Origin of the sequence: Belnapia sp. F-4-1 (genome assembly GCF_000802185.1) — a bacterium.
Taxonomy (GTDB): domain Bacteria; phylum Pseudomonadota; class Alphaproteobacteria; order Acetobacterales; family Acetobacteraceae; genus Belnapia.
In genome coordinates this window covers 1,147,112-1,173,454 of the sequence record NZ_KN676113.1, presented here as the reverse complement: position 1 = coordinate 1,173,454, position 26,343 = coordinate 1,147,112, and the positions used below count along the sequence as shown (strand labels likewise).

The 26,343-nt window shown below is 72.4% G+C and carries 30 protein-coding genes; 24 read left to right on the top strand and 6 right to left on the bottom strand.

Annotated elements, in window-relative coordinates:
- Positions 1–4: 4 nt before the first annotated feature.
- Positions 5–649: a helix-turn-helix transcriptional regulator gene (locus LH62_RS05745; RefSeq protein WP_043359870.1), complete on the bottom strand. Its 645-nt coding sequence runs from the start codon at positions 647–649 to the stop codon at positions 5–7.
- A gap of 183 nt (positions 650–832) precedes the next feature.
- On the opposite strand from LH62_RS05745, the gene LH62_RS05740 reads away from it, so the two are divergent.
- The 12 genes from LH62_RS05740 (at position 833) to terL (ending at position 12,254) form a co-directional block, all read left to right on the top strand.
- Positions 833–1,261 (top strand): hypothetical protein, encoded by a 429-nt coding sequence (locus LH62_RS05740; protein ID WP_043359868.1) that lies wholly within the window; start codon positions 833–835, stop codon positions 1,259–1,261.
- On the top strand, positions 1,258–1,698 hold the full coding sequence (locus LH62_RS05735; protein WP_052213747.1) for a hypothetical protein: 441 nt from the start codon (positions 1,258–1,260) through the stop codon (positions 1,696–1,698). The genes LH62_RS05740 and LH62_RS05735 overlap by 4 nt, the downstream gene beginning before the upstream one ends.
- Positions 1,699–1,834: 136 nt before the next feature.
- Positions 1,835–2,065, top strand: coding sequence for a hypothetical protein (locus tag LH62_RS05730; protein WP_236552485.1), 231 nt, complete (start codon positions 1,835–1,837; stop codon positions 2,063–2,065).
- 5 nt (positions 2,066–2,070) lie between these two features.
- The gene (locus tag LH62_RS05725; RefSeq protein ID WP_043359866.1) at positions 2,071–3,489 is read left to right on the top strand and encodes a portal protein; all 1,419 of its coding nucleotides are present in this window, start codon (positions 2,071–2,073) and stop codon (positions 3,487–3,489) included.
- Positions 3,490–3,496: 7 nt separating this feature from the next.
- Positions 3,497–4,222 carry a capsid assembly protein gene (locus tag LH62_RS05720; protein WP_043359864.1) on the top strand — a complete coding sequence of 242 codons (726 nt, stop codon included), beginning with the start codon at positions 3,497–3,499 and terminating at the stop codon, positions 4,220–4,222.
- Positions 4,223–4,364: 142 nt separating this feature from the next.
- Positions 4,365–5,198 (top strand): phage capsid protein, encoded by an 834-nt coding sequence (locus LH62_RS05715; RefSeq protein WP_043359862.1) that lies wholly within the window; start codon positions 4,365–4,367, stop codon positions 5,196–5,198.
- A 72-nt stretch (positions 5,199–5,270) separates the two neighbouring features.
- Positions 5,271–5,840, top strand: a complete 570-nt coding sequence (locus LH62_RS05710) for a hypothetical protein (RefSeq protein ID WP_043359860.1) — start codon at positions 5,271–5,273, stop codon at positions 5,838–5,840.
- 2 nt (positions 5,841–5,842) lie between these two features.
- Complete coding sequence (locus tag LH62_RS05705; RefSeq protein ID WP_043359858.1) at positions 5,843–7,723, top strand: hypothetical protein; 1,881 nt, start codon at positions 5,843–5,845, stop codon at positions 7,721–7,723.
- Complete coding sequence (locus LH62_RS05700) at positions 7,723–8,184, top strand: hypothetical protein (protein WP_043359855.1); 462 nt, start codon at positions 7,723–7,725, stop codon at positions 8,182–8,184. The genes LH62_RS05705 and LH62_RS05700 overlap by 1 nt, the downstream gene beginning before the upstream one ends.
- A 9-nt stretch (positions 8,185–8,193) precedes the next feature.
- Positions 8,194–10,527, top strand: coding sequence for a glycosyl hydrolase family 28-related protein (locus tag LH62_RS05695; RefSeq protein ID WP_043359853.1), 2,334 nt, complete (start codon positions 8,194–8,196; stop codon positions 10,525–10,527).
- 7 nt (positions 10,528–10,534) lie between these two features.
- The gene (locus tag LH62_RS05690; protein WP_043359851.1) at positions 10,535–10,840 is read left to right on the top strand and encodes a hypothetical protein; all 306 of its coding nucleotides are present in this window, start codon (positions 10,535–10,537) and stop codon (positions 10,838–10,840) included.
- Positions 10,818–12,254: a phage terminase large subunit gene (gene terL / locus LH62_RS05685; RefSeq protein WP_043359849.1), complete on the top strand. Its 1,437-nt coding sequence runs from the start codon at positions 10,818–10,820 to the stop codon at positions 12,252–12,254. The genes LH62_RS05690 and terL overlap by 23 nt, the downstream gene beginning before the upstream one ends.
- On the opposite strand, the gene LH62_RS05680 is transcribed toward terL, so the two are convergent.
- Positions 12,251–12,475 (bottom strand): hypothetical protein, encoded by a 225-nt coding sequence (locus tag LH62_RS05680; protein WP_043365243.1) that lies wholly within the window; start codon positions 12,473–12,475, stop codon positions 12,251–12,253. The genes terL and LH62_RS05680 overlap by 4 nt on opposite strands.
- Positions 12,476–12,555: 80 nt before the next feature.
- Between LH62_RS05680 and LH62_RS05675 the strand changes: the two genes are divergently transcribed.
- Positions 12,556–12,873, top strand: a complete 318-nt coding sequence (locus tag LH62_RS05675) for a hypothetical protein (RefSeq protein WP_052213746.1) — start codon at positions 12,556–12,558, stop codon at positions 12,871–12,873.
- Complete coding sequence (locus tag LH62_RS05670; RefSeq protein ID WP_052213745.1) at positions 12,870–13,298, top strand: cell wall hydrolase; 429 nt, start codon at positions 12,870–12,872, stop codon at positions 13,296–13,298. Before LH62_RS05675 ends, LH62_RS05670 begins: the two co-directional genes overlap by 4 nt.
- Before the next feature lie 3 nt (positions 13,299–13,301).
- Here the strand turns inward: LH62_RS05670 and LH62_RS28075 are convergent, their stop codons facing one another.
- Together LH62_RS28075 and LH62_RS05660 are read right to left on the bottom strand one after the other, a co-directional pair.
- Positions 13,302–13,883, bottom strand: a complete 582-nt coding sequence (locus LH62_RS28075; RefSeq protein WP_052213744.1) for a LuxR C-terminal-related transcriptional regulator — start codon at positions 13,881–13,883, stop codon at positions 13,302–13,304.
- A complete protein-coding gene (locus tag LH62_RS05660) occupies positions 13,883–14,779 on the bottom strand; it encodes a S1C family serine protease (RefSeq protein WP_043359847.1) in 897 nt (298 codons plus the stop codon). The genes LH62_RS28075 and LH62_RS05660 overlap by 1 nt, the downstream gene beginning before the upstream one ends.
- A 173-nt stretch (positions 14,780–14,952) precedes the next feature.
- Here LH62_RS05660 and LH62_RS05655 point away from each other — a divergent pair, with 173 nt between their 5' ends.
- Genes LH62_RS05655 through LH62_RS05640 form a run of 4 tightly spaced genes read left to right on the top strand, consistent with a single transcriptional unit; the run spans position 14,953 to position 17,804 of the window.
- Positions 14,953–16,422, top strand: coding sequence for a hypothetical protein (locus LH62_RS05655; RefSeq protein ID WP_043359845.1), 1,470 nt, complete (start codon positions 14,953–14,955; stop codon positions 16,420–16,422).
- A gap of 5 nt (positions 16,423–16,427) precedes the next feature.
- Positions 16,428–16,703: a 2Fe-2S iron-sulfur cluster-binding protein gene (locus tag LH62_RS05650; protein WP_201445426.1), complete on the top strand. Its 276-nt coding sequence runs from the start codon at positions 16,428–16,430 to the stop codon at positions 16,701–16,703.
- A gap of 4 nt (positions 16,704–16,707) precedes the next feature.
- The gene (locus tag LH62_RS05645; RefSeq protein WP_201445425.1) at positions 16,708–17,193 is read left to right on the top strand and encodes a flavodoxin family protein; all 486 of its coding nucleotides are present in this window, start codon (positions 16,708–16,710) and stop codon (positions 17,191–17,193) included.
- Positions 17,194–17,219: 26 nt separating this feature from the next.
- Positions 17,220–17,804 carry a hypothetical protein gene (locus LH62_RS05640; protein ID WP_052213743.1) on the top strand — a complete coding sequence of 195 codons (585 nt, stop codon included), beginning with the start codon at positions 17,220–17,222 and terminating at the stop codon, positions 17,802–17,804.
- On the opposite strand, the gene LH62_RS05635 is transcribed toward LH62_RS05640, so the two are convergent.
- Entirely contained in the window at positions 17,801–18,883 is a 1,083-nt protein-coding gene (locus LH62_RS05635) for a zinc-binding dehydrogenase (RefSeq protein ID WP_043359839.1), read from the bottom strand. The two genes, LH62_RS05640 and LH62_RS05635, sit on opposite strands and share 4 nt — an antisense overlap.
- Before the next feature lie 134 nt (positions 18,884–19,017).
- Here LH62_RS05635 and pehA point away from each other — a divergent pair, with 134 nt between their 5' ends.
- Genes pehA through LH62_RS05605 form a run of 6 tightly spaced genes read left to right on the top strand, consistent with a single transcriptional unit; the run spans position 19,018 to position 25,906 of the window.
- Positions 19,018–20,559 carry a phosphoric/sulfuric ester hydrolase PehA gene (pehA, locus tag LH62_RS05630; RefSeq protein ID WP_236552484.1) on the top strand — a complete coding sequence of 514 codons (1,542 nt, stop codon included), beginning with the start codon at positions 19,018–19,020 and terminating at the stop codon, positions 20,557–20,559.
- Positions 20,556–22,175 (top strand): ABC transporter substrate-binding protein, encoded by a 1,620-nt coding sequence (locus LH62_RS31865; RefSeq protein WP_043359836.1) that lies wholly within the window; start codon positions 20,556–20,558, stop codon positions 22,173–22,175. Before pehA ends, LH62_RS31865 begins: the two co-directional genes overlap by 4 nt.
- Positions 22,168–23,136: an ABC transporter ATP-binding protein gene (locus LH62_RS05620; RefSeq protein WP_043359835.1), complete on the top strand. Its 969-nt coding sequence runs from the start codon at positions 22,168–22,170 to the stop codon at positions 23,134–23,136. The genes LH62_RS31865 and LH62_RS05620 overlap by 8 nt, the downstream gene beginning before the upstream one ends.
- Positions 23,133–24,116: an ABC transporter ATP-binding protein gene (locus LH62_RS05615; protein ID WP_043359833.1), complete on the top strand. Its 984-nt coding sequence runs from the start codon at positions 23,133–23,135 to the stop codon at positions 24,114–24,116. The genes LH62_RS05620 and LH62_RS05615 overlap by 4 nt, the downstream gene beginning before the upstream one ends.
- Position 24,117: 1 nt before the next feature.
- Positions 24,118–25,041: an ABC transporter permease gene (locus tag LH62_RS05610; protein WP_043359832.1), complete on the top strand. Its 924-nt coding sequence runs from the start codon at positions 24,118–24,120 to the stop codon at positions 25,039–25,041.
- 1 nt (position 25,042) lies between these two features.
- Positions 25,043–25,906, top strand: a complete 864-nt coding sequence (locus tag LH62_RS05605; protein ID WP_043359830.1) for an ABC transporter permease — start codon at positions 25,043–25,045, stop codon at positions 25,904–25,906.
- On the opposite strand, the gene apaG is transcribed toward LH62_RS05605, so the two are convergent.
- Positions 25,903–26,340 (bottom strand): Co2+/Mg2+ efflux protein ApaG, encoded by a 438-nt coding sequence (gene apaG / locus LH62_RS05600; RefSeq protein ID WP_052213742.1) that lies wholly within the window; start codon positions 26,338–26,340, stop codon positions 25,903–25,905. The two genes, LH62_RS05605 and apaG, sit on opposite strands and share 4 nt — an antisense overlap.
- Positions 26,341–26,343: the final 3 nt, after the last annotated feature.

Here is a 26,343-nt window from a genome sequence, read left to right as displayed (position 1 = left end):
GCCGCTACTGGCTGCTCCAGACGATCCGGTGCATCCAGTTCAGCTCGGCGAGGTCGAAGGTGTAGTCCGGATGCGCCGGGTTCAGGCTGCGCAGGTCGACGCGCCGGGCTGATTGGCGCTTCAGCTCCTTCGCCATCACCTCGCCCTTCTGGGTGCGGACCACCACGCGGTCGCCACGGCGGATGGGCGCGCCGGGGGAAACGATGACCATGTCCCCGTCGCGGAAGACTGGCTCCATGCTCTCACCGGAGATCTCCAGCGCATAGGCATGCGGGTCGCCGATATCGGGCAGGCCGATCTCGTCCCAGCCGCCGCCAACGGGGAAGCCGCCATCGTCGAAATAGCCTTCGCCGCCGGCCTGGGCGAGGCCGATTAGTGGGATGCGCCGGCCGAGCACGCCGCGGGCGCGGGGCAGGGCGGCCATGCCGGTGACGAGGGCGGCGAAATCCGCCATCCCGGTGCCTGTCGCCGCGAGGACCTTGGCAAGGCTTTCGGTGGAGGGCCAGCGGGCGCGGCCATCGGCGCCGATGCGCTTGGAGGGGTTGAAGGCGGTGGCGTCGAGCCCGGCTTTGCGCGCCAAGCCGGAGGCCGAGAGCCCGTTCTCGGCGGCCAGCGCATCAAGCGCGCGCCAGATCTCCTCATGCGTCACGGCATGGCCTCGGCCCAGGCGCCAGACATGGGGCGCCAGATATGGGGTTCCTCATGGGCATAACATCCTAGGTCTTGGGACTAAGATCAATAGGCGAATTTTCCTTTATTTTCTCTTGCGATCCAGCGGGACAAGGCCTTACGTTCCCGGAATGTTCCGGTCGGAGCAGAGAGGAAAATCCCCATGCCGAGCCTTCAGACCAGCCGCGCCCCCAGCCGCCTCGCCGAGGCGCGCGAGCAGCCCTTCCACAGTGTCGAGGAGGCCTGGTTCTGGACCATGTCCGCGCTCATCGCCCGTCATGACGGCGCCCGCATCGTCTCCGGCGCCGGCCTGGTCGCCCGCCCCTGCGAGCCGGACGACGTGGTCCGCTGCCTCGACCGGCTCTACCGCCAGCGCCGCATCGATCTCCAGCACGCGCGCATCATGCGCATCTGGGGCGAGCGCGGCGAGGCGCCCGACCCGACCCGGCCGCGCGAGGCGGGCGACTGGCGGCTGTGGAACGAGGCGATGCGCCGGCTCGACTGGCCGCTGCGGGTGAAGGGCATCGTCACCGGTCCTTTGCCTGTCATCAAACCTGCCGACATCCTCGGCTTCCCGGGCGCCGGCGCGTGATCCGCGCGGCGCATCGGCGGGCGACGGCGCAGCAGGTCTTCATCGTCTTCGGCGATGGTGCGGACCAGCCCTGGCTGCGCCTGCTGCGGCCGGGCTTCCGCCACTGCTTCGCCGCGCTCGCCGACGAGACGGGCTGGACGGTGCTCGACCCGCTGACCGGGCGGCTGGTGGTCTCGCGCCTCGGCCTGCCGCTGGGCTTCGACCTGCCGGGTTTCTACCGGCGGGCGGGGCTGCTGGTGCTCGGCCCCTTCCTGCCCGGCGAGCCGCGGGCTCGGCGCCTGCCGCCGCTCGCGCCCTATTCCTGCGTGGCGCTCTGCCGGGCCGTGCTGGGCGGCAATGCGCCCTTCGCAATGACACCGCTGGGTTTGTTTCGTTTTTTGAATAAAATGCTGGGTACTAGGAAAAATGTCTTGACATCCGCGTCGGCTGCGGAGTAGAACATCCCTCGTCAACGGGCGAGTTGCGCCCGCTGGCCTCCTCCCGATCCCCCCGACTTCCACGGGCCCGGTCCTCACGGATCGGGCCCGTGGCCTTTTCGGGCCCCGGATCGCTCCCGCACTCCCAGAACCCGAGGTGACGCGCATAGGTGGCCTGTTCCGTGCCCCGAAGCCGGTGATCGTCGCGCCGCCCCCGGCGCCCGCGCCGGTGGCCGTGGCGCCAACCCCAGTCCAGGCCCAGCAGGCCGCGGAGGTCGAGTCGCAGGCCCGCTCGCGGCGCGGCCTGGAGGGCACCATCGCCACCTCCGACCGCGGCGTGCTGGCGCCGCTGCCGGCGGTGGCCCGCAAATCCCTGCTCGGGGAGTAGCGCCGATGACCGCCGAGGAGATCCTCGCCCGCCACCAGGCCGCGCTCGACCGCCGCCGCCCGCTGGAGCCGGTTTGGCAGGATTGCTACGCCCATGTGCTGCCCCCCATCGGCCAGGGCGGCGCCCTGTTCGACGCGACGGCGGCGGATGCGGCCGAGCAGCTCGCCGCCTCGCTGCTCGCCGAGCTGACCCCGCCCTGGTCGCGCTGGTTCGGCCTCTCCCCCGCCCGGCCCCACGCCGAGGGCGAGGCCGGCCGCGCCATGGCCGAGGCGCTGGAGGATGCCGCCGCGACGCTGCAGGGGCATTTCGACCGCTCCAACTTCGCGGTCGAAATGCACCAGGCCTTCGTCGAGCTGGTCGTCACCGGCACCGGCGTGCTGCTGGTGGAGGAGGCCCCGCTTGGCGAGCCCTCCGCCTTCCGCTTCGCCGCGCTGCCGCTGCGGAGCGCGGTGCTGGAGGAAGGGCCGGACGGCCGGCTCGACACCATCTACCGCCAGGCGCGGCTGACGCCGGGCCAGATCCGCGCCCGCTTCCCCGGGGCGCCGCCGGAGCTGGAGCGCGCGGGCAGCGACGCCACGCCCCTGCCGCTGCTCGAGGCGCTCTGGTCCGAGCGCGGCGGCACGGGCTATGCGGCGATCCTCACCGCCGATCCCGGCCGGCCGCTGCTGCTGGCGGAAGGGCGCTTCCACGAAAGCCCCTGCATCGCCTTCCGCTGGCTGAAGGTGCCGGGCGAGCTTTATGGCCGCGGCCCGGTGATGAAGGCGCTGCCCGACATCCGCACCGCCAACAAAGTGGTGGAACTCGTCCTCAAGAACGCCTCGATCGCCGCCACGGGGATTTGGCAGGCCGAGGATGATGGCGTGCTGAACCCGGCGACGGTGAAGCTCGTCCCCGGCGCCATCATCCCCCGCGCCCCGGGCAGCGCCGGGCTGACGCCGCTCGCGGCGCCCGGCAATTTCGACGTCTCGCAGCTGGTCCTCCAGGACCTCCGCACCCGCATCCGCGGCGCGCTGCTCGCCGACCGGCTCGGCGCGATGCAGGCCGGCACGATGACGGCGACCGAGGTTCTGGAACGCAGCGCGCAGACCGCCCGCCTGCTCGGCGCCACCTATGGCCGGCTGCAGACCGAGCTGCTGACGCCGCTCGTCACCCGCTGCCTCGGCATCCTCGGCCGCCGCGGCGCGATCCCCCCACTGCTGCTCGACGGGCGGGAGGTAGCGCTGCGCTACGAAAGCCCGCTCGCCCGCATCCAGGGCCGGGCCGATGCGGCGAACACGCTGCTCTTCCTCCAGGCGGTCGGCCAGCTCGGCGGCGAGGCCGCCCGGCAGGTCGATGCCGCGGCGGCGACCCGCTGGCTGGCCCGCACCCTCGGCGCCCCCGCCGAGGTGCTGGCGCCTGTCCCAACCCCCTCCAACCGGGAGTGACCCGAGTATGCCCGAGGATCTGTTGCAGCCTGCCGAGGATGCCGCGCTGCCGGCGCGCCCGGCCGATGTGCCGGAGAAATTCTGGGATGCCGAAACCGGCACGCTGCGCACCGAGGCGCTGCTGAAATCCTACCGCGAGCTGGAGCGCCGCCTCTCGCAGCGCGCCGCCCCGCCCGGCGCGGATGCGGCGCCGGATGACATCCTGCGCTTCCGCCAGGCGATGGGCATCCCCGACTCGCCCGACGGCTACGAGATCACCCCGCCGCACGACCTCTGTTGCGCCGATGCCGAGGTGAACAACCGATTGCACGCCGCGCATTTCACCCCTGGTCAGGCGCAGCTGGTCTACGACCTCGCCGCCGAGCGCCTGCTGCCGCTGATCGCCGAGGCCGCCGCCGAGTTCGAGGCCAATCGCCAGCGTGAGAAACTCGCCGCGCATTTCGGCGGTGAGGAGCGCTTCAAGGCCATGGCCGCGCAGCTTTCCGCCTGGGGCAAGGCGAAGCTCCCTGCGCCGGTCTATGCCGCGCTCTCCTCCACCGCCGAGGGCGTGCTCGCGCTCGAGCGGATGATGCAGGGCGGCGAGCCTGGCCTCTCCCGCGAGGGCGTGACGCCGCCCGGCGAGAGCGAGGCCGAGCTGCGCGCCATGATGCGTGACCCGCGCTACTGGCGGACGCGCGAGCCGGCCTTCGTCACACGCGTGACCGAGGGCTTCCGCCGCCTCGTCGGCCAGTAAGCCCCAAACCCTTTTCCGTCGCGAACAACCCCGCCCGCATCCAGCGGGCGGAGCCGCGGCGTGCCATGCCCAGGCGGTCCCGCAAGCGGGGCAAACCGCATCGGCGCGGCCTTTCCACCGACCTCCAAGCGAAGGGCAGACCATGTCCAGCTCCATCGACCAGGCCTTCATCAAGCAGTACGAAGCCGAGGTTCAGGAAGCCTATCAGCGCCAGGGCAGCAAGCTGCGCCCGCTGGTGCGCAGCAAGTCCGAGGTGCGCGGCGCCTCCACCGTCTTCCAAAAGGTCGGCCGCGGCACCGCCGCCGCCAAGGCGCGCAACGGCGTCGTGCCGGTGATGAACATCGACCACACCAATGTCGAGTGCTTCCTGCAGGACTACTACGCCGGCGACTGGGTCGACCGGATGGACGAGCTGAAGACCAATATCGACGAGCGTGCGGTGGTGGCGAATGCCGGCGCCTACGCCCTCGGCCGCAAGACCGACGAGCTGATCATCTCCGCCCTCGATTCCGCCACCAACGAGGCAATCGGCACGAACACGGGTGAAACCGACAATGACGGCATGACGCGCGCCAAGGTGCTGCTCGCCTTCCAGGCGCTCGGCAACGCGGATGTGCCGGATGACGGCAACCGCTTCGCCGTCGTCGGCTGGAAGCAGTGGAGCGAGCTGCTGACCATCCAGGAATTCGCCAACACCCAGTATATGGGCCCGGACGAGCTGCCCTGGAAGGGCACGCAGGCGAAGCGCTGGCTCGGCGCCATCTGGATGCCGCATAGCGGCCTGACCAAGAACGGCGCGCTGCGCTACTGCTACTTCTTCCACAAGACCGCGGTGGGCCATGCTGCGGCGGCGGAGATCTCCACCGACGTCACCTGGCACGGTGACCGCGCCGCGCATTTCGTCAACACGATGATGAGCCAGGGCGCCGTGCTGGTCGACAACACCGGCGTCGTCCGGATGCGCTGCAAGGAATAACGCAGCCGCCGCCCCACCCCGCGCCCGCGGGGTGGGGCACCCCTTTCCCTCACCGCCGGAGTTTCTGACCCGATGGCCCTCTCCGCCCTCGCGCTCTGCACGCGCGCGCTGCTGAAGATCGGCGCCCAGCCGATCGCCTCGCTCGACGAAGGCACCGCCGAGGCCGAGGTGGCGGCCAACCTCTACGCCGGCACGCGCGACGCGCTGCTCTCCTCGCATCCCTGGAGCTTCGCAACCGGCCAGGCCTCTCTGCCGCGCCTGGCGGCGACGCCGGTCGCCGATTTCCCGTATGCCTTCCAGCTGCCCGCCGGCTTCCTGCGCGTGCTCTCGGCCGGCGTGCCGAACAGCGGCCGCGGCCTCGCCTACCGGCTGTTCGAGGACCGGTTGCACTGCAACGCGCCGCAGGTCGTCCTCAGCTACATCTTTCGCCCGGATGAGAGCGCCTTCCCGGCCTTCTTCGCCGCCGCCCTCGCTGCGCGCCTCGCCGCCGAATTCTGCATCCCACTGACCGAGAACACCTCCCGCGCCCAGCTCCTGCTGGCCCAGGCAGATGCCGAGCTGCGCAACGCTCGCCGCGCCGACAGCCAGCAGGCGACGCCGCGCGCCATCGAGGACTTCCCGCTCGTCACGGTGCGGGGCTGAGCATGGTCCAGTCCCGCATGCTGAAGACCAGCTTCACCGCCGGCGAGGTGGCGCCCACGCTGCTCGGCCGGCCAGACCTGCGCGCCTATGCCAACGGCGCGCGGCGGCTGCGCAACGTCTTCATCCAGCCGACCGGCGGCGTCACGCGCCGACCCGGCCTCCGCCATGTGGCGATGCTGCCCGGCGCCGCGCGACTCATCGCCTTCGAGTTCAACACGGAACAGGCCTACCTCCTGGTGCTGACGGACAGGCTGCTCCAGGTCTTCATCGATGACGGCCTGGTGGCGCAGTTCGCCGCGCCCTGGACGGCAGCGATGCTGCCGCAGCTCGCCTTCACCCAGAGCGCCGACACGCTGCTGGTCTGTCACCCCGACCTGCCGCCGCAGCGGGTGACGCGGACCAGTCACGTGGCCTGGACGATCGCGCCCTGGTCCTTCCTGCGCGAGCCCTTCCACCGCTTCGCCTCGCCCGATGTCACGCTGACGCCGAGCGGCACGACGGGCAGCATCACCCTCACCGCCTCCGCCGCGCTCTTCGTGGCAGGCCATGCCGGCGTCCGCTTCCGCATCGGCGGCAAGCGACTGTTGATCGGCAGCGTCGTCTCGCCCACCCAGGCGAATGCGGTGGTGGAAGAGACGCTCGCCGGCACCACGCCCACCACCGACTGGGACGAAGCCGCCTTCTCGCCGGTGCATGGCTGGCCGGTGACGCTCTGCTTCCACCAGGACCGGCTGGTGCTGGGCGGCTCGCGCGAGTTGCCGAACCGCCTCTGGCTGTCCCGCACGGGCGACCTGTTCAACTTCGACCCCGGCACCGGGCTCGACGACCAGGCGATCGAGTTCGGCCTCGTCTCCGACCAGGTGAACGCCATCCGCGCCGTCTTCTCGGGCCAGCACCTGCAGGTCTTCACCTCGGGCACGGAATGGATGGTGAGCGGCGCGCCGCTGACGCCGGGCAGCATCCAGCTCGACCGGCAGACGCGCGTCGGCTCGGTCACGACGCGCATGGTGCCGCCGGTCGATGTCGACGGCGCCACCATCTTCGCCAGCCGCAGCGGGCGCGGGATCTTCGAGTTCACCTATACCGACCTGCAACAGCTTTACCAGGCAAACGACCTCGGCCTCGTCGCCCAGCACCTGATCCAGAACCCGGTCTCGATGTGCTACGACCAGCGCCGCCGGCTGCTGCACGTGGCGATGGCCGATGGCAGCCTCTCGACGCTGACGCTCTACCGCGCCGAGCAGGTCACCGCCTGGACGCGGCAGGAAACGGCCGGCGCCTTCCTCGCGCTCGCCGAGATCGGCGGCACGGTCTGGGCTGCGGTGCAGCGGGCCGGCAGCATCCGGCTCGAGCGCTTCGATGACGCTCTCGGCCTCGACGCGGCGCTGACCGGCGCAGCGCCGGTGCCGCAGGATGAGTGGTCCGGCCTCGCCCATCTCGAGGGCCAAGCGGTCGGCGTCGTCGCCGGAGGCGCACCGCGTGAAGATGAGACGGTGCTGAACGGCAGCGTCACCATCGACCCGCCTTCGACGAGCGTGCAAATCGGTCTCGCCTTCACCCATGTGATCGAGCCGCTGCCGCCCGAGCTCTCCACCGCGATCGGCGCCCGCGCGGCACCGATCCGTCTCGTCGCCGCGACCTTCCGTCTGCTGGAGACGACGGCGCTCGCGGTCGATCTCGGCCGCGGCCCGCAGCCGGTGCCCTTCCGCCGGCTCGATACGCCGATGCTCGACGCAGCCCCCGCGCCCTTCACCGGCGATGTGCGGCTGCGCGCCTTCGGCTGGCGGAGCGATGCGATGCAGCCGCTCTGGCGCATCGAGGACGACACGCCGCTGCCGATGACGCTGCTTTCCGTCACCACCGATACGAGGATGACCGACTGATGGGCGCACTCACCTCGATCGCCACCGTGCTCGGCGCCGGTGCGACGATCTACGGCCAGGTCCGCCAGGCCCAGGCGCAGAACGCCGCCAACAAGGCCCAGGCGCAGATCAACGCGACGCGGGAGGTGGCGCAGCAGCAGGTGCTGCTGGCCCAGGCGCAGGAGGCGGCGCTGCAGCGGCAGACGGCGCTGGCGCGCACCGTCGCCTCCGCCCGCGCGCGTCTCGCCGCGGCCGGCGTCTCGCCCGACAGCGGCTCGGCCGCCGCCGTGACGGGCGGCCTCGCCGGTGAGGCGGCGGCGGCGCAGGGGGCGGATGACGCGACGCTCCGCGCCCGCCTCGCCGATGGCCGGAGCAGCCTCTTGAACCCGGACGGCACGGTGACGGCGCTGCTCGGCTCCGGCCGCGGCATCGCCGCCATCGGCCGCGGCTTCGGCGGCATCGCCAGGAACCTGTTGGATTAGGAGCGCAGCATGGACGACCATATCAGGATCGGCGATGTCGCCCCGCGCGTGCAATACCGCGCGGATGGCGTGCAGACCGGTTTCACCTATCCCTTCCCGATCTTCGCGCCGTCGGATCTCGAGGTGCGGCTGGACGGCGTGCCGCAGGCCGGCGGCTTCGTCGTCACCAATGCGGGCGCCAGCGAGGGCGGCAGCGTCGTCTTCTACGCCCCGCCGCGGGCCGGGACCCAGGTCACGCTCCGCCGCGACATGGTGGTGGCGCGCACCACCGACTTCCAGTCGAACGGCATCCTCCGCGCCCGCACGCTGAACGACGAGCTGGACTATCAGGTCGCCGTCCTGCAGGAGGTGAAGGATGGGCTCGGCAACGCGCTGCATCTCGACCCTTCGGAAAGCGGGTCGACGGCGCTGCCGCTGCGCGGGGCGCGCGCCAACCGGCTGCTCGGCTTCGACAGCCTCGGCAACATCGCCACCTTCGGCCGCGACGAGGGGCTGCTCACCATCGGCTTCCCCGGCGGCGTGCCGCGCACGGTGGAGGACAAGCTCTCCGAGCGCCTCACCGCGCGCGACTTCGGCGCGACCGGCGACGGCGAGACGGATGACGGCCCGGCGCTCCAGGCGGCGATGACCGCGGCGGCGGCGAGCGGCAAGCTGCTCGAGATCGGCGAGGGCACCTTCCGCACCAGCATGGCGCTCACCCTGCCGGGCGCCGCGGCTGGCCTCGTCATGCGCGGCAGCATCCTCTACGCGGGCCCCGCCGGCCTGCCGGCGCTGACGCTCGGCGACGGCGGCGCGGCCAACAACCAGGGCAAGGTCTATACTGGCCTCGCCGTGCTCCGCGCCATGCAGAGCGACTGGTCGAGCGAGGCCGATGTCGGCATCCTGATCCGGAACATCGATGCCAGCACCGTCGATATCCGCCGGGCCGAGCGTTTCACCATCGGCGTGCAGCTGGTGGGTGATGCGCGCGGCTGCGAGGACAGCGACCTGCGCTACGGCCGCCTGATCGACAACCGCATCGGCCTCGACCTGCGCACGCTGACGGCGAGCGGCTGGATGAATTCCCTGCGCCACCAGGGCGGGCATTTCGCCTGCTCCAGCGCGACCAACCCGACGCAGCCGCGCTTCGGTGTGCGGCTCTCCGCCGCCCCCGGCGCCTACCGGCTGCACAACACGCATCTCTTCACTGGCCCGGCCTTCGAGCTGCAGCGCCAGGGCACGCCGGGCGCGGTGGATGCCATCCCCTTTCTCGTCGAGGTGGACGGCCGCTGCCTAATTGCCACCGGCGTGCGGATGGAGGCCTGCTCGCCCCATGTCGCCCGGCACACCGGCGGCTTCAGCGACGCGCGCTACGAGATTTCCTATGTCGGCACCTACGGCTTCCTCGGTTGCTCCGTGCAGTACCAGGGCGCCTCGCGGGCCGGCGGGACGGTGGTGCCGATGCACCAGGCGACGGCCGCCATCGCCGCGCCGCGGCTGGTGGCGGGGGCGGAGAACCTGCGGACGCTCGCCTTCCGCCAAAGCATCTCCGTTGCCGATGGCGTGGGCTTCGACCAGATGGCGGTGCTCTCCGGCAATCCCGCCGGCCCGCCCTCGACGCTCAACGGCTTCTGCTTCCCCGGCCTCAACGCCTTCACGCTCAACGCCGACGACGTGACCATCCCGATCTCCCGTGCGCTGGCCTATGTCGTCGATTGCAGCCAATGCAAGGAGTTCTTCATCGCCGCCGAAGGCATCGGCCTGCGGCCAATGGTGATGCAATTCGACGGCGCGGAAAACGTGCTCGGCGCCGGCAGCCCCGTGCTCTTCTCCAACATGAACACGCTGATGCAGGGCGCCCCCTCCTACTGGTGGGAGGGCAATGCCGACCTCGACAGCCTCACCGGCGGCCTCGCGCTCAACAGGCTGCAGCGGGTGACGCTGAGCGCCGATGCGCAATACGCCGCCATCGGCATCCGCGGCAGCTCGTCGAGCGCGGTGCTGCGCTCGCTCCGCCTCTATACCTCGGCCCTGCACGCGCCACGGGTGCTCTACGGCGGCTCGCGCGCCTGGGGTAAGCGCGAGTACACGGTGAGCGACGCCGGCTGGACCATCCCGGCGCTGGCCGCGGGTGCTACGGCGACCTATGACGTAACGTTGCCCGGCGTCCGCCAGGGCGATTTCGTCCGCGCCGGCTTCGCGCAGTCGGCCGGCTTCCAGAACGGCGGCGTCGTATTCCATGCCGCGGTCGGCGGCACGGCGGGCAGCAACCAGGTGCGGGTCACGGCGCAGAATGTCAGCGCGGGGTCGATCACTCTCGGCGCCGGCACGCTCTTTGTCCGCGCCGTCAAGCCGCGGCTCTGAGCCCGCCATGGCGACGAAACGCAAGCTCCGCATCGAGGCCGACTTCGCCGGCGCCGTGGCGCTGGTTCTCGCGGACTACCGCCGCTTCGTCGGCCTCTGCGCCGGAGAGCCGGACGAGGCCATGGTGAAGGCCTTCGCCTCCCGTCATACCGCGGGCCGCACCGCCCTCGCCCATGCCGACCAGCTGCTGAAGCTCGCCGCCGATGCCGGCGGCGAGGCGCAGCAGCAAGCCATCACCGAGGTGCTCGCCGAATGGCGCCGCATCATGCCGCAACTGCCGGAGGAGGAGAATGACGGAGGCGCCGGAGGCTGACTTCCTCGAATTCGCCTGGATCTGGAATGCGGTCCAGAACCAGGGCATGCCGGCGCCGCACCGGCGCATCGTCCGCTGGCTGCAATCGCGCTGGGAGGATGACGACCGGCGCCTGCTGCTGATGGCGTTCCGTGGCTGCGGCAAATCCACGCTGGTCGGGCTGTTCTGCGCCTGGCGCCTGCTGCGGGCGCCGGACACGCGCATCCTGGTCCTCGCCGCGGACCAGGTGCTGGCGGTGAAGATGGTCGCCCAGGTGCGCCGCATCCTGGAACGCCATCCGCTCTGCCGGGCCCTGCTGCCGGAGCGCGCGGAAGCCTGGGCGGCGGACCGCTTCACCGTCGCCCGCCAGGCCGTGCTGCGGGACCCGTCGATGCTCGCGCAAGGAATCGGCGGCAACATTACCGGGGCGCGTGCCGACCTCATCATCTGCGACGATGTCGAGGTTGCCGGCAATTGCGACACGCCGGGCAAGCGCGAGGAGCTGCGCGAGCGGCTCGGCGAGTGCGAGTTCGTCCTCGTCCCCGGCGGTGCCGTTCTCTATGTCGGCACGCCGCATTGTGCCGAAACGCTCTACCTGCCGCCGGAGGAGCCCGCCGCCTTCCTCCGTGGCTACCGGCGCCTGGTGCTGCCCCTGCTCGACGAGGCAGGCCGCAGCGCCTGGCCCGAACGCTTCACGCCAGCCTCGGTCGCCGCACTCCGCGACCGCGTCGGCCCGCTGCACTTCGCCCGGCAGATGCTGCTCCAGCCGGTGGCGGAGGCGGCGCTGCGGCTCGATCCGGCCCTCGTCATCCGCTACGGCGAGGAGCCGGACTACCGCGAGGCCGGCGGCCGCGCCCAGCTCTCGCTGCTGGGCCGGCGGCTGGCCTCGGGCGGCGGCTTCTGGGACCCGGCTTATGGCCGGCCCGGTGCCGGCGACGCCTCGGTGCTGGCGGCGACCTATGCGGATGGCGAGGGCAACCACTACCTCCATCGCCTCGCCTACCTCACGCATGACCCGGACAGCCAGGTCGACCCCGCGACCCAGCAATGCCGGGCCGTGGCGCGGCTGGCGCGGGAGCTGCTGCTGCCGGTGATCCGGGTGGAGACGAACGGCCTCGGCCGCTTCCTCCCCGCCCTGCTCCGCCGGGCGCTGGCGGAGGCGGGGGCGCCCTGCACGGTGATCGAGCATGCCAGCCGCCGCGCCAAGGCGGAGCGCATCCTTGCCGCCCTGGAGCCGGCGCTCGCCGCCCGCCGCCTGCATGCCCACGAGTCGGTGTTCCGCACGTCTTTCCCGGGTGAGATGGCCGCCTGGCGGCCGGACGCGCCGGGCCAGAGGGACGACGCCCTCGACGCCCTGGCCGGCTGCCTGCTCGCCGAGCCGGTCCGCCTGCCCGCCGCCATGCCTGCCCCGCGCCCGCTCGCTTGGCGCGGCTAGCCGGCTTTCCTGACTTTCAGGATCTCCCCGGCATGCCGTTCCTGGCCCGCCGCGGTCAGCTCGTACCGCCCATCCGTCCTGAGCCGCGCTAGCCCCATGCCCTGGAGCCGCTCCAGGCATGGTCCGTCCTTCAGCCCATCGGGCCGGCCGCCCTTGCCCACCAGCACCAGCCGGTGGAGCGCCGCGCGGCAGCAGGTCTCGAGATAGGGCTCGTTCCAGATCGTCACTGTTCCATCGCGTCCCGGTGCCGCCCGAGGGTGGTCGTGCCGGCACGCCGCTTCAAGGAGGCATGTGAGCCGCGATGTCAATCGAACCCACCTGGTGGATCAGCGCCGTGGAGGCGCCGATCGCCGCCGCCCTGTTCTGGATGCTCCACGGCCTGCGGAAGGACCTGCACGACCGCATCGACCGCACCACGGAGCGGGAGAGCGGCGAGGTCCGCCGCACCCGCGACGAACTCGCCGATTTCAAGCTTGAGGTGGCGCGCAGCTACGTCCCCCTCTCGCTCATCCGTGACGTGGACCGCCGCCTTTCCCAGCACCTGCTGCGGATCGAGGAGAAGCTGGAGGCAGCCGGCACGCTCCGCCTGCGCGACCGCCTCGGGGGAGACGAGCCATGAGTGCCGAGATCCTGGCCCTCACCCTCCGCGCCGAGGCCGGCAGCCGCCCCGTCCGCGCCATCGAGGCCCTCGCCGCCCTGGTGGTGAACCGCGCCCGGCTGGCGGCCGAGGCCCCGGCTCCGCGCATCCGCTTCACCCCCGGCGCCCATACCGGGGCAGGCTGGACGGCGCTGCTGGCCGAGGCCTGCCGCGCGCCCTTCCTTTTCCGCTGCTGGCAGGCCGGCCGGCTGCGGGCCGAGGCGCCGGCCGATGCGGCCATGGAGATGTGCCGCCGAATCGCCGCCCGCGCCCTCGGCGGCGCCCTGCCGGACCCGACCGAGGGCGCGACGCACTGGCATGACGGCGCCTCGCTGCCCGGTTGGGCGATCGGCCAAGTGCCGACGGCCGAGATCGGCGGGCTGGTCTTCTACCGCCTGCCCGGCTGAGCCCTACAGCAGCACCAGCCCCGCCCGCGCACCGCGCGCCACCGCATCCGCCCGGCTCGCGGCGCCGAGCTTCTGCAGCACCGCGGCGACATGCGCCTTCGCCGTGTGGAAGGACAGGCCGAGCCGCCGCGCGATCACCTTATTGGAGGCACCGGCGGCGAGCAGGTCCAGCACCTCCCGCTCGCGCCGGGTCAGCCCCGCCTCGAGCGCGGCCGGAGCCGGCGCACGCCCCGCCAGGCTGGCGAGCTGCGCAGGCGGCAGCACCGCCAGCCCGCGGGCGATGGCCGGCAATGCCGCCGCCAGCAGGGCCGGGGCGGCGTCCGGCGGCAGCACCGCCCGTGCGCCGGCGCGGAGCGCATCCAGCGCCGCCGCGCCTTCGGTCAGCACCAGGGTCGGCGGGCCGGACGGCTCCACCGCCGGCAGGTCGGTGACGACCACCTCGGCCATGGCCGACTCCTCCACCAGCCGAATGCCGGGGAGGTCGGCAAGGCGCGCGGCGATCTCGGCCTCGGCGGCATGTACCGCGACGGCGGGCAGGCTCGCCGGGCGCCGTGGAAGCGGCCGATCGAGAAGAGCGGCGGCCATCACGCAGCCGCCCTCTCGCCGATCCGCAGCGTCACCCGTCGCTTCTCCCCGCCACGGATCAGGTCGAGCGCCACCTCGGTGCCGATGCTTTCCGGGTCGAGCCGCGCCAGCATCTCCCGCACCGAGCCGAGCGGCACCCCATCCCAGGCCGCCAGCACGTCGCCGAGCAGCAGCCCCGCCTCGCCCGCTGGGCTCCTCGGGTCGATGCCGACCACGATGAGGCCGCGCATCCCCTCCGCCCGCACGGGCTGCAGGGCAAGGCCGATATAGCCCCGCGCCACCCGGCCATGGCGCTGGATATGCTCGACCGAGCGGGCAATGGTCTCGGTCGGGATGGCGAGCGCCCGCCGCCGCGGCCCGGGCACGGCCATGCCGACCAGCCGCCCGGCATGGTCGAGCACCGCCCCGCCCTCGCAGGCGGGATCGAGCCGCAGGCCGAGCTGGATGCGCCGCTCCAGCCGCCCGCCGCGCATCGAGCGCCAGGGCCCCGCCACCTGCGCCGCCGCCCCGAAGGCGACCAGCGGCCCGTGCTCGTCCCGCCCGATGGCAAGCACCAGATGCCCGGCCGCCAGCGCCCCGGCCGGCGCCGGGTCGAGCGGCGGCAGCGCCCCGGTCTCGGCCCGCAGCAGGGCGACATCCGTGCCCGGATCGCGCCCGGCCAGGCTCGCCGCCACCTCCCGCCCATCCGGCAGGGTCAGGGTGAGCTCGTCATCCCGCTCCAGCGCCTCCTCGGCCGTGACGACCAGCCCCTCGGCCCAGAGCAGGCCGGATCGCGCCCTCCCGTCCCGGCCATGCACGGCGACGGTACGGGCGGCCCCCAGCGCGCCGAGGCTGGCGAGCCGGTCGGAGAAGGCGGTAAGGCCAAGGGACAGGGCAGGGGACGGCGCATCGCTCATCCTGCCTATTTGTGCATGCTTCGGCTCCGCTGCCATGGCCCGAATGGCGGGCGCTGCATGACGGGGCATCATCAACCGCTTCGTGAATATCGGGTGCGATGATGCAACGGACCGGTGGTTGACCCGGACGGCCGGAACGGGCGCCATAGGCGGCATCGCGCTTGGGGGATTGAATGTCGAAGCTGCTGTCTTGGCAAGGGCCGGCCCTTGCCGTCCTGCTCGTGCCGCTGGCCGGTTGTGGCCTGACCGTGGAACGCAGCGAGCGCATCGCCTCGATGCAGCGGAACCTGCAGGATTCCGAGACGCAGGGCACCGTCCTGCGCGGCCGCGTCAGCGAGCTGGAAGCCGCGCTGGCCGCCGAACGCCGGGCCGCCGGCGACCTCGCCGCCCTTGAGCAGAGGCTCGGCGCCGCCCGCGCGGCCCTGGCCAATGCGCAGCGCTCCCGCGGCGGAGCCGAGGCCGAGGCGCGCCAGCTGCGCGAGCGCCTGGCCGAGGAGGAGCGCCAGCTTGCCGAGCTGGAGCAGGCCAGCACCACCCGCCGCGGCAGCCTCGGCGAGACCGAGGCGCGCATCGCCACCCTGCGCGACCAGACGGGCGCGGCCGAGCGCCGCCTCGTCGAGCTGCGCGACCAGGCCGCGGCGCAGGATGGCCGGGTTTCCTCCCTCGGCGAGCGCGCCGTGGCCGAGGAGCGCCGGCTCGCCGGCCTGCGCGAGATGGCGGCGACCACCGAGCGCCGCCTCGCCAGCCTCCGCGACGAGGCGGCGAACGAGGACCGCCGCCTCGTCGGCCAGCGCGAGCGGGCGACGCAGGAGGAGGCGCGGCTGCAAGGCCTCCGCGCCACCATCGCCGAAGCGCAGCAATCCCTGGCCCAGCGGCAGCAGGCGGGCAGCGAGGCGGAGCGGCGCATCGCCACCCTCCGCGCCGACACGGCAACGGCCGAGCGGGAGCTGGCCGCCCGCCGCACCGCCCTGGCCGAGGCCGAGACCCGCCTGACCAGCACCAACCGCAGCGCCGAGGAGGCCGCCGGCCGCGCCCGCGCCTCGCAGCAGCAGACCGCCGAGGCCGACCGCCGCCTCGCCGGCCTGCGCGAGGAACTGGGCCAGGCCGAGGCCGCCCTCACCCAGCGGCGCGGCGCGGTCGAGCAGGCCCAGGCCGAGCTGGCCCGCATCACCACCGCCCGCGACGAGGCCCAGGCCACGCTGCGCGGCCTCGAGCAGCGCAGCGCCGCGCTGCGCCAGGAGGTCGGCGCCGCCGAACGCCGCCTTGCCGAGCTCCGCGACGGCACCGCGGCGGAGGAACGGCGCCTCGCCTCGGTCCGCGCCGAGGCCGAGGCCGCCGGCACGGAGCTTGCCGCCCGCCGTGCCGCCCTGGCCGAGGCCGAAACCCAGGCCCGCGCCGTCGAGACCGCCCGGCGCGACGCCGCCCAGCTGCTCGACCAGGCAGCCGCGCTGCGGCAGCAGGTGGCGCAGATGGAGCAGCGGCGCCAGGAACTCGCCAGCGAGATCGCCGAGGGCGAAACCCGCCTTGCCCGGCAGCGGCGCGAGATGCAGGCCCTCGGCGAGCGGATGACGCCGGCCAGCGGCCAGTCCCCCATGCCCGACACCCCGGCCGAGGGCGCCGGCGGCCCGCCCCGCCAGCCATGATCACGGTGCGGTTCCTGACCAGCGGTCGGCAGGCCCGGGCGGAAGCGGGGATCAGCCTGCTGCGCCTCTCGATCCACGAGAAGGCCGGCATCCCCTTCAAATGCGCCGGCGGCGTCTGCGGCACCTGCCGTTGCCGGGTCGAGCAGGGGGGCGGCAACCTCGCCGCGGTGACGCCGCGCGAGCGCCGGCACCTCAGCGAGGCGGAGATCGCCGAGGGCTGGCGCATGGCGTGCCAGGCCTTCGTCACCGGGGATGTCGCGGTGTCCTGGGCCGCGGCATGAGGCGGTGAGGACGCTCCTCCTCGTCTGGCACAGCAGCACGGGCGGCACCCGGCAGATGGCCGAGGCCGCCGCCCGCGGCGCTGCCGGGGAAGCGCGGGTCCGGATGCTCCCGGCGCCCGAGGCCGGGCCGGCGGATGTGCTGGCGGCCGATGGCTACCTCTTCGCCACGCCGGAAAACCTCGCCGCCATGTCGGGGCTGATGAAGGACTTCTTCGACCGCTGCTACTACCCCGTGCTCGACCGGGTGAACGGCCGCCCCTATGCGGCGATGATCTGCGCCGGCAGCGACGGCAGCAACGCCGCCCGGCAGCTCGCCCGCATCGTCACCGGCTGGCGGCTGCGCCCTGTGGCGGAGCCGCTGATTCTTTGCACCCGGGCACAGACGCCCGAGGCGATCCTTTCTCCCAAGATCATTCCACCGGAAGGGCTTCAACGCTGCGAGGACCTGGGCGCGGCGCTCGGCGCCGGCCTTGCCATGGGCATCTACTGAGCCCCGCCCGTGCTAGATTCGGGCGCATGACCCGGCCCATCCTCCGCCGCATCGCGCATGTCCCGATCATCCTGCTCGCCCTCGTCGCGGTGCTGCTGGAAGCGACGCTGTGGCGCTGGCTGACGGCGCTCGGCCATGCGCTGTCGCACCTGCCGGTCTTCGCGGTGGTGGAACGGCTGGTGGCGCGGCTCAGCCCGCGGATGGTGGTGGTGGTCTTCGTGCTGCCCTTCCTCGCCATCATTCCGCTGCTGAAGCTCGGCGAGCTGTGGCTCTTCCTGCACGGGCATTTCGTGCTGGGCGTCGTGCTGCTGCTGGCGGCGAAGGTGGTGGGCGTCGCCTTCTCCGCCCGGCTCTTCGCCATCGCCCGGCCGAAGATGCTCCAGGTCCCGAGCTTCGCCTGGGCCTATGGCGGGGCGGTGCGGCTGCTGGCCTATGGCCATGCGGTGCTGGAGGGCATACCCGCCTGGGTGGCGACGCGGGCCTTCCTCCACGGCCTCGGCGCAACCGGCCGGGCGCTGCTGGCGACGGGCTGGCACGCGCTGCGCGGCGGGACGGGCCACGGCTTCCGCCTGCGCCTCGCCGCCGCCATGCGCCTGCTCCGCCGGGGCTAGCGCCAGGGCTCGACGAGGATCTTGGCGTGCCGCTCCGGGTTGGCGAGGTCCTGGAAGGCCTGCCGCACGCCCTCCAGCCCCGTCCGCCCGGTGACCAGCGACGCCACATCCATCCGCCCGGCGGCGATATGGCCAAGCGTCTCGCGGAATTCCTCCGGCGTATAGCCCAACACGAATTGCAGGCTGATCTGCTTGACGATGCCGAAGAAGGGCTCGATGCGGTCCGGCTGCATGCAGACGCCGACGACGACCACGCGCGTGCCGGCCGGCGCGCCCTCCATGATCTGCTGCACCACGCCCGGCACGCCGACGCACTCGAACACCACCGCCGGCCGCCGCCGCGGCCCGCTGCCGAAGAGCTGCGCGTAGCGGCCCGCATCGAAGCCCTCCGGCGTCACCGCCGCCTCCAGCGCCGCATAGGGTGAGTCGCGCGCCGGATCGACCACCACCGTCGCCCCCATCCGCTCGGCCAGCGCCCGCCGCGCCGGCGAGTAGTCTGCGGCGATGATCGGCCCCGCGCCGCGCAGCTTCAGCGCCGCGATCACCGCCAGCCCGACCGGCCCGCAGCCGATGACGAGCGGCACGTCTGCCTCCGTCATTTGTCCGAAATTGACCGCATGCAGCCCGACCGCCATCGGCTCAACCATCGCCGCATGGTCGGGGTCCATCCCCGCGGGCAGCGGCAGCAGCATGCGCTCGGCCAGCGGCATGTACTCGGCGAAGGCGCCTGGCACCTCCGGGTTGTAGCCGATGCCCAGCACCACGGTGCCACGAATGGTCAGCGGCATGGAGGTGACGAGGGTGCCGGGGGAGAAGCGCCCCTCCGTACCCGGCCCGTTCGCCACCACCTCGCCGACGAATTCATGGCCGAACACCACGTCGCGATCCGCCGGCATGCCGAAGCGTCCGCCGCTGCGCGCCGAGAGTTCGGCGAATTCCTTCGCATGCTTGGCGGCATGCAGGTCGGAGCCGCAGATGCCGCAGGCGCGGGTGCGCACCAGCACCTGGCCCTCGCCGAGATCGGGGTCGGGGATGGTGTCCACCACCAGATCGCCCTGGCGGAAGATGGCTGCGCGCATCGACGTTTCCTCCGGTTGTTGTGCGCATTCAACCGCCCATCGCCTGCAACCCGCAAGCTGTCATCGAAGGGACGCCGAACCGCCATCCGCCCGTCAAGCCGCATGGGCTATCGGCGGCGCACGGAGAGAGATGGATGATGCAGCGGCCGCGAAACGTGCTCCTGATCGTGGTGGACCAGTGGCGGGCGGATTTCGTGCCCTGGCTGGGCGCGGACTTCCTGCGCACGCCCAATCTCGACCGGCTGTGCCGCGAGGGCGTCACCTTCCGCAACCACGTGACGACGACGGTGCCCTGCGGTCCGGCACGGGCCAGCCTGCTGACCGGCCTCTACCTGATGAACCACCGGGCGGTGCAGAACACCGTGCCGCTCGATGCCCGCCACATGAATCTCGGCAAGGCGCTCCGCCACATCGGCTACGACCCGGCGCTGATCGGCTACACGACGACGACGCCCGATCCGCGCACCACCGGCCCGCGCGACGGGCGCTTCACCTATCTCGGCGACCTGATGGAAGGCTTCCGCAGCGTCGGCGCCTTCGAACCGACAATGGACGGCTATTTCGGCTGGCTCGCCCACAAGGGCTACACGCTGCCGGAGCGGCGCGAGGACATCTGGCTGCCCGTCGGCGAGGATGCCGTGCCGGGCGCGACCGACCGCCCCTGCCGCATCCCGGCCGAGCTGTCGGACACCGCCTACTTCACCGACCGGGCGCTGACCTACCTGAAGGGCGTCAACGGCAAGCCCTGGTTCCTCCATCTCGGCTACTACCGCCCGCACCCGCCCTTCATCGCACCCGCGCCCTACAACGCGATGTACGCGCCGGCCGAGATGCCGGGCCCGGTGCGCCAGGCCGACTGGCAGGACGAGGCGCGCCAGCACCCGCTGCTCGACTTCTACCTGCGCGGCATCAGCCAGGGCTCCTTCTTCCATGGCGCGGGCGGGGCGGTGACGGGGCTCGACGAGGCCTCCATCCGCCTGATGCGCGCCACCTATGCCGGGCTGATGAGCGAGATCGACGACAATCTCGGCCGCGTCTTCGCCTACCTGGAGGAGACCGGGCAGTGGGAGGACACCATGGTGGTGTTCACCTCCGACCACGGCGAGCAGCTGGGCGACCATTGGCTGCTCGGCAAGATCGGTTACTTCGACGAGAGCTTCCGCATCCCACTGGTGGTGAAGGAGGCCGGGCGGCCCGTCCGCCCCGGCGCCGTGGAGAGCGCGCCGACCGAGAGCATCGACCTGATGCCGACCATCCTCCAGGCGCTCGGCGGCGAGATCCCGCGCGCCTGCGACGGCCGCTCGCTCTCGCCGTTGCTGCGCGGCGGCGCGCCGCGAGGCTGGCGCGACGCGCTGCACTACGAGTTCGACTTCCGCGACGTCTTCTACTCGCGGCCGGAGAGCGAGCTCGGCCTGCACATGGACGAGTGCAGCCTCTGCGTCATCCAGGACGGCCGGTACAAGTACGTCCACTTCGCCGCCCTGCCGCCGCTCTTCTTCGACCTGGAGCGGGACCCGCACCAGTTCGCCAATCTGGCGGACAGCCCCGAGCATGCCGGCCTCGTCAAGGAGTATGCGCAGCGCGCGCTTTCCTGGCGGCTGCGCCATGCCGAACGCACGCTGACCGCCTTCCGCGCCACGCCCGAAGGGCTCGAAGACCGGGGGACCCACGCATGATCGACCGTCGCAGCCTCCTCGCCGGCACCGCGCTCGCCGCCGGCCTGCCCCGCTTCGCCATCGGCCAGTCAGACCAGCGGCCGAGCATCACCGTCGCGGTGCAGAAGGTCAGCAACTCCAACACGCTGGAGCCGCTGCGCGAGCAGAGCAACGTGGGCGAGCGGGTGATGCTGACCTCGCTCTGGGAAGGCCTGCTCGGCCGCGACTATGCGAGCCGGCTGGAGACCGTCCCCGTGCTGGCCACCGAGACGCGCCGCATCAGCGACAGCGTCGTCGAACTGACGCTGCGCCAGGGCGTGAAATTCCACAATGGCGAGGAGCTGACGGCCGAGGACGTCGCCTTCTCCTTCGGCAACGAGCGCATGTTCGGGCCGGGCGGCCCCAACAGCGGCAGCACCATCCGCGTCAACGAGGTCAATCCCGGCCGCGCCGGCCGCGAGCTGCCGGTGGAGGTGCCTGCCGTCGCCAACCGCAGCTTCCCCGGCTTCGAGCGTATCGAGATCGTCGACAAATACACGGTCCGCTGGATCAACCGCACGCCGGACGTGACGCTGGAGGGCCGGCTTGCCCGCTACGGCGCCGAGATCGGCAGCCGGCGCGGCTTCGCCGAGGCCGCCACCTGGCTCGACTGGGCGCGCAGGCCCGTCACCACCGGCCCCTACAAGGTGGCGGAGTTCCGCGCCGACAACTCGCTCACCCTCGTCGCGCATGACGAGTACTGGGGCGGCCGTCCGCCGCTGAAGCAACTGCGCTTCGTCGAGGTGCCGGAGGTGTCGAGCCGGGTGAACGGGCTGCTCTCCGGCGAGTACCACTTCGCCTGCGACATCCCGCCCGACCAGATCGCCGGCATCGAGCGCAACCGCGCCTTCGAGGTGCTGGGCGGCACCATTCCGAACCACCGGCTGACGGTGTTCGACATGAACCACGCGACCCTGCGCGACCCGCGGGTGCGCCGCGCCTTCACCCATGCGATCGACCGGCAGGCGATCGTCGAGAGCCTCTGGGCCGGGCGGACGACCATCCCGCGCGGGCTGCAGTGGGAGTTCTACGGCGACATGCACCTTGCCGACTGGGCGGTGCCGAAATACGACCCCGCCGAGGCCCGCCGCCTGCTGCGCGAGGCCGGCTACAAGGGCGAGCCGATCCCCTATCGCCTGCTGAACAACTACTACACCAACCAGGTGGCGACGGCGCAGGTGCTGGTCGAGATGTGGCGCGCCGCCGGCCTCAACGTGCAGATCGAGATGAAGGAGAACTGGTCGCAGATCCTGGAGGCGACGCCGACGCGGGCGGTGCGCGACTGGTCCAACTCCGGCCTGTTCAGCGACCCGACCTCCTCCCTCACCAACCAGCATGGGCCGAACGGCCAGCAGCAGCAGGTCGGCGAGTGGACGAACCAGGAGTTCAATCGCCTCTCGGTCGAGCTGGAGACCAGCACGGACCGCGCCCGCCGCAAGGCCGTCTTCCGCCGCATGCTGGAGATCGCCGAGCGCGAGGACCCCGCCTTCACCGTGCTGCACCAGAACGCCACTTTCACGGCGAAGCGCCGCGATATCCGCTGGAAGGCGGCCCCCGCCTTCGCCATGGACTTCCGCAGCGGCAACTGGGGTGTCTGAGCCGCTGATCGCGCTGCGCGGCCTCACCGTCGATTTCGACGGGGCGCCGGCGCTGCGCGGCATCGACCTCGCCGTGGCGCCGGGTGAGGCGCTTGGGCTGGTTGGCGAGAGCGGTTGTGGCAAGTCGGTCACCTGGCTCGCCGCGCTCGGCCTGCTGCCCGGCCGCGCGCGCGTCGGCGGCAGCGTGCGGCTCGGCGGCGAGGAGTTGCTGGGCGCGCCGCCCGCGCTGCTCGACCGGGTGCGCGGCGGCCGCGTCGCCATGATCTTCCAGGACCCAGCGAGCAGCCTCAACCCGGTGCACCGCATCGGGCGGCAGGTGGCGGAGGCGCTCGGCCTGCATCGCGGGCTGCGCGGCGCGGCGGCCAGGGCCGAGGCGCGGCGGCTGCTCGACCAGGTCGGCATCCCCGATGCCGGGCGGCGGCTCGATGCCTATCCGCATGAGCTGTCGGGCGGGCAGAGCCAGCGGGTGATGATCGCCATGGCGCTCGCCGGCCGCCCGGAGCTGCTGGTGGCCGACGAGCCGACCACGGCGCTCGACGTCACCATCCAGGCGCAGATTCTCGACCTGCTCGGCGCGCTGCGGCGGGAGACGGGGATGGCGCTGGTGCTGATCTCCCATGACCTCGGCGTGGTGGCGGAGACCTGCGAGCGGGTCGCCGTGATGTATGCGGGTCGGATCGTGGAGGAGGCGCCGGTCGGCCGCCTCTTCGACCGGCCGACCCATCCCTACACGCAGGGGCTGCTCGGCGCCTTGCCGCCGCTGGACGGGCCGCGCCGGCCGCTCGCCGCCATCCCCGGCGGCGTGCCGGAGCCGGGCGCGATGCCGCCCGGCTGCGCCTTCGCCCCTCGCTGCCCGCAGGCGATGGCCGCCTGCGCCGCGGGCGTTCCGGAGGCCATCGCCGTCGAGCCGGGCCATGCCGCCGCCTGCCTGCGCGCGGCGCGGGCGCTGGTGCCGGCATGAGCGCGGTGCCGTTGTTGGAGGCCACCGGCCTCACCCGCCGCTATGCCATGCGCCGCGGCCTGTTCGGCCGGCCGGTGGAGGTGAGGGCGGTGGACGGCGTCTCCCTTGCGCTGGAGCGCGGCCGCACCCTCGGCTTGGTCGGCGAGAGCGGCTGCGGCAAGTCCACCACCGGCCGCCTGGTGCTGGGGCTGGAGCGGCCCGATGCCGGCGGCGTCGCCTTCGAGGGCCGGCCGATGCCCGCGCCCGGCACGCCGGCCTGGCGGGCGCTGCGGGCGCGGATGCAAATGGTCTTCCAGGACCCGCTTGGGGCGCTCGATCGCCGCATGACCATCGGCGCGCAGATTGCCGAGCCGCTCGAGATCCACAGCATCGGCGGTCGGCCGGAGCGGGTGGCGCAGCTGCTCCGCGATGTCGGCCTCCGCCCCGACCAGGCCGGCCGCTACCCGCATGAGCTCTCCGGCGGCCAGCGCCAGCGCGCGGTGCTCGCCCGCGCCCTGGCGACGGAGCCGGCCTTGCTGGTTTGCGACGAACCCATCAGCGCCCTCGACGTCTCCATCCAGGCGCAGGTGATGAACCTGCTGGTGGAGCTGCAGGCGCGGCTCGGCACCGCGATTCTCTTCGTCAGCCACGACCTGCGCGCGGTGCGGCAGGTGAGCCACCGGGTGGCGGTGATGTATCTCGGCCGCATCGTCGAGGAGGGCGAGCCGGATGCGGTGCTGCACGATCCGGCGCACCCCTATGCCCAGGCGCTGGTTTCCGCCATCCCGCATCCCGGCCGGCGGCAGCGGCGCATCCTGTTGCAAGGCGACCCGCCCAATCCGGCGGACCGGCCCTCCGGCTGCGCCTTCCATCCGCGCTGCCCGGTCGCCACGACGCTCTGCGCACGCGAGGATCCGGTGCTGAAGCCCCGCCCCGGCGACGGCCGCCACGTCGCCTGCCATGTGGCGCAGGGCGAAGTCCCCGCGCGGAGGGCTGCCTAGGATGCTCCGTTTCCTCGGCTTCCGCCTGCTGCGCGCCGCCGTCACCATCGTCCTGGTGGTGAGCTTCGCCTTCGTCGTGCTGCGCCTTTCGGGCGACCCGGCGCAGATCATCATGGGCGCCGATGCGCCGCCCGAGGCCATCGCCGCCTTCCGCCGCGCCTGGGGGCTGGAGGAGCCGCTCTGGCTGCAATACCTCCGCTATTTCGGGGCGATCCTCAGCGGCGACCTCGGCCGCTCCATGCGCGACGGGCGGGAGGCCATCGCCCTGGTCGCCGAGCGCATCCCGGCGACGCTGGCGCTGACCATCCCGGCGCTGCTCATCAAGCTCGGCCTCGGCATCCCGGCGGGGATCACTGCGGCGCTGCACCGCAACTCGCTGACCGACCGCGTGGTGATGATGCTGGCCGTCGCTGGCTTCACCGTGCCCTCCTTCGTGCTGGGGCTGCTGCTGGTGCTGGTCTTCGCGGTGCAGCTCGGCTGGCTGCCCTCGGGCGGGCAGGAGGGGTGGCGCCATGCCATCCTTCCCATCGTCACCATGGGCATCGGCGGCGCCGCGGTGCTGGCCCGCTTCACCCGCAGCGCGATGCTGGAAGTGCTGGGCCAGCCCTATATCCGTACCGCCTCCGCCAAGGGCGTGCCCTGGCGCGCGGTGGTCTGGGGCCATGCGCTGCCGAATGCGGCGATCCCAACCGTTACCATCATCGGCTTCATGGTTGGCAGCCTGATCGCCGGCGCGGTGGTGGTGGAGAGCGTCTTCTCCTGGCCCGGCGTCGGGCGGCTGCTGGTGGTGGCCGTCGCCAACCGGGACCTCGCGGTGGTGCAGTGCATCCTGCTGCTGGTGGCGGCGACCATGGTGACGGCCAATCTCGTGGTCGACCTGCTCTATGGCGCGCTCGACCCGCGGCTGCGGCAGAGGACGGCCTGAGATGTCCGGCATCGCACTTCCGCTTCGCGTCGCGGGGGAGGGGAGGCGGCGGCGCCGCTGGCCCGTGCTGGTGCTCTGCGCCATCGCCTGGCTCGGGCTGATGCTCGGCGTCGCGCTGCTGGCCGATGTCATCGCGCCCTATGCCTATACCGCGCTCGACCTCCGCAACCGCCTCGCGTCGCCCGGGGCGACGGTGCTGCACCCGCTCGGCACCGACGAGCTGGGGCGCGACGTGCTCTCGCGGCTGATCTTCTCCATTCGCATGAGCCTGCTGATCGCTTTCGGCGCGACGGTCATCGGCGCGCTGATCGGCACCTCGCTCGGAGTGCTGGCGGCGCATTTCCGCGGCTTCGTGGAGCAGGTGGTGCTGGCGCTGGTCGATTTCTCGGCAAGCCTGCCCTTCCTCATCCTGGCGCTCGCGGTGCTCGCCTTCTTCGGCAATTCGCTGACGCTCTTCGTCTGCCTGCTCGGCCTGCATGCCTGGGAGCGCTATGCCCGGATCGCGCGGGGGCTCGTCATCAGCGCCGGTGCGCAGGGCTATGCGGCGGCGGTACGGCAGCTCGGCGCCTCGCCCTGGCGCGTCTATGGCCGGCATGTGCTGCCGAACATTGCATCGACGCTGATCGTCTCGATGACGCTCGCCTTCCCCGAGATCATCCTGCTGGAAAGCGGCCTCTCCTTCCTGGGCCTCGGGGTGCAGCCGCCGGAGACCTCGCTCGGCTCCATGGTCGGCTACGGGCGAGAGTACCTGACGCGGGCGCCCTGGATCCTGCTCTCGCCCGCGGCGGTGATCGTGCTGACGACCTTCTCGGTTTCGGTCCTCGGCGACTGGCTGCGCGACCGGCTGGACCCGACCTTGACCTAGTGCAGCCGCCCCGGCTGGTGCGGGCTGTCCAGGCTGAAGGTCGGGATCGCCACGTCGAAGCCCTCGCCGGTATCGGTCAGCACCATGTGGTAGGCGCCGCGCATGAAGCCGGAGGGCGTCGCCAGCGGCGTGCCCGAGGTGTATTCGAAGCTTTCCCCCGGATCGAGCACCGGCCGCTCCCCCACCACCCCGTCGCCATGCACCTGCTGGGTGCGCCCCTGGGCATCGGTGATGAGCCAGGTGCGCTTCAGCAGCTGCACCGTCTGCCGGCCTTCATTGGTGATGGTGACGCGGTAGGCCCAGACGTAATGACTCCGCTCCGGTGCCGACTGGTCGGCGAGGAAGAAGGTGCGCACGGAGACCCGCACGCCCCGCGTCACTTCCGTGTAGCCGGACTGGCGGGCCGGGTCGGTATCGGCAGGCTGGCGCTGCATGCG

Bases quoted from the DNA above. Each gene is read 5' to 3' on its own strand.
- LH62_RS05740 (WP_043359868.1), top strand. From the start codon at position 833: ATGCCGAGCCTTCAGACCAGCCGCGCCCCCAGCCGCCTCGCCGAGGCG.
- LH62_RS05725 (WP_043359866.1), top strand. From the start codon at position 2,071: ATGACCGCCGAGGAGATCCTCGCCCGCCACCAGGCCGCGCTCGACCGC.
- LH62_RS05720 (WP_043359864.1), top strand. From the start codon at position 3,497: ATGCCCGAGGATCTGTTGCAGCCTGCCGAGGATGCCGCGCTGCCGGCG.
- LH62_RS05715 (WP_043359862.1), top strand. From the start codon at position 4,365: ATGTCCAGCTCCATCGACCAGGCCTTCATCAAGCAGTACGAAGCCGAG.
- LH62_RS05710 (WP_043359860.1), top strand. From the start codon at position 5,271: ATGGCCCTCTCCGCCCTCGCGCTCTGCACGCGCGCGCTGCTGAAGATC.
- LH62_RS05705 (WP_043359858.1), top strand. From the start codon at position 5,843: ATGGTCCAGTCCCGCATGCTGAAGACCAGCTTCACCGCCGGCGAGGTG.
- LH62_RS05700 (WP_043359855.1), top strand. From the start codon at position 7,723: ATGGGCGCACTCACCTCGATCGCCACCGTGCTCGGCGCCGGTGCGACG.
- LH62_RS05695 (WP_043359853.1), top strand. From the start codon at position 8,194: ATGGACGACCATATCAGGATCGGCGATGTCGCCCCGCGCGTGCAATAC.
- LH62_RS05690 (WP_043359851.1), top strand. From the start codon at position 10,535: ATGGCGACGAAACGCAAGCTCCGCATCGAGGCCGACTTCGCCGGCGCC.
- terL (WP_043359849.1), top strand. From the start codon at position 10,818: ATGACGGAGGCGCCGGAGGCTGACTTCCTCGAATTCGCCTGGATCTGG.
- LH62_RS05675 (WP_052213746.1), top strand. From the start codon at position 12,556: ATGTCAATCGAACCCACCTGGTGGATCAGCGCCGTGGAGGCGCCGATC.
- LH62_RS05670 (WP_052213745.1), top strand. From the start codon at position 12,870: ATGAGTGCCGAGATCCTGGCCCTCACCCTCCGCGCCGAGGCCGGCAGC.
- LH62_RS28075 (WP_052213744.1), bottom strand. From the start codon at position 13,883: ATGGCCGCCGCTCTTCTCGATCGGCCGCTTCCACGGCGCCCGGCGAGC.
- LH62_RS05660 (WP_043359847.1), bottom strand. From the start codon at position 14,779: ATGAGCGATGCGCCGTCCCCTGCCCTGTCCCTTGGCCTTACCGCCTTC.
- LH62_RS05655 (WP_043359845.1), top strand. From the start codon at position 14,953: ATGTCGAAGCTGCTGTCTTGGCAAGGGCCGGCCCTTGCCGTCCTGCTC.
- LH62_RS05640 (WP_052213743.1), top strand. From the start codon at position 17,220: ATGACCCGGCCCATCCTCCGCCGCATCGCGCATGTCCCGATCATCCTG.
- LH62_RS05635 (WP_043359839.1), bottom strand. From the start codon at position 18,883: ATGCGCGCAGCCATCTTCCGCCAGGGCGATCTGGTGGTGGACACCATC.
- pehA (WP_236552484.1), top strand. From the start codon at position 19,018: ATGATGCAGCGGCCGCGAAACGTGCTCCTGATCGTGGTGGACCAGTGG.
- LH62_RS31865 (WP_043359836.1), top strand. From the start codon at position 20,556: ATGATCGACCGTCGCAGCCTCCTCGCCGGCACCGCGCTCGCCGCCGGC.
- LH62_RS05615 (WP_043359833.1), top strand. From the start codon at position 23,133: ATGAGCGCGGTGCCGTTGTTGGAGGCCACCGGCCTCACCCGCCGCTAT.
- LH62_RS05610 (WP_043359832.1), top strand. From the start codon at position 24,118: ATGCTCCGTTTCCTCGGCTTCCGCCTGCTGCGCGCCGCCGTCACCATC.
- LH62_RS05605 (WP_043359830.1), top strand. From the start codon at position 25,043: ATGTCCGGCATCGCACTTCCGCTTCGCGTCGCGGGGGAGGGGAGGCGG.
- apaG (WP_052213742.1), bottom strand. From the start codon at position 26,340: ATGCAGCGCCAGCCTGCCGATACCGACCCGGCCCGCCAGTCCGGCTAC.